General features: G+C 64.0%; 1 protein-coding gene. It reads right to left on the bottom strand.

Features of this window, described 5'->3' with window-relative positions:
- A partial coding sequence (locus R2R70_RS23155) for a hypothetical protein (RefSeq protein WP_410979367.1) occupies positions 1-236 on the bottom strand: 236 nt, incomplete at both ends.

Below are 236 nucleotides of genomic sequence, written 5' to 3'. Positions count from 1 at the left end.
CAGGTGTAGCTGAAGCTGAACGAGCTTTGCTGCGTGGGATCGCTGAGCGTGCCGCAGAGCCCGCCGCAACCCAGTTGCGCGAAACGCTGCGTCCAGCTGCTGACCGGCAACGCGACTTCAAAGCTGTTCGACGGCGCGAGCGTGCCCTTCACGGTGCAGAAGTTGACCTGCGCGCCGTTGATGGTGGCAGTGGTCACGCTTGCCGAGGTAATGGTGCTGCCCGAGCCGCCGATATC

Origin of the sequence: Cobetia sp. SIMBA_158, from assembly GCF_046566945.1 — a bacterium.
GTDB lineage: Bacteria > Pseudomonadota > Gammaproteobacteria > Pseudomonadales > Halomonadaceae > Cobetia > Cobetia amphilecti.
Note: the sequence above shows the minus strand (reverse complement) of the source record. Positions and strands in the feature narration are given on the sequence as shown.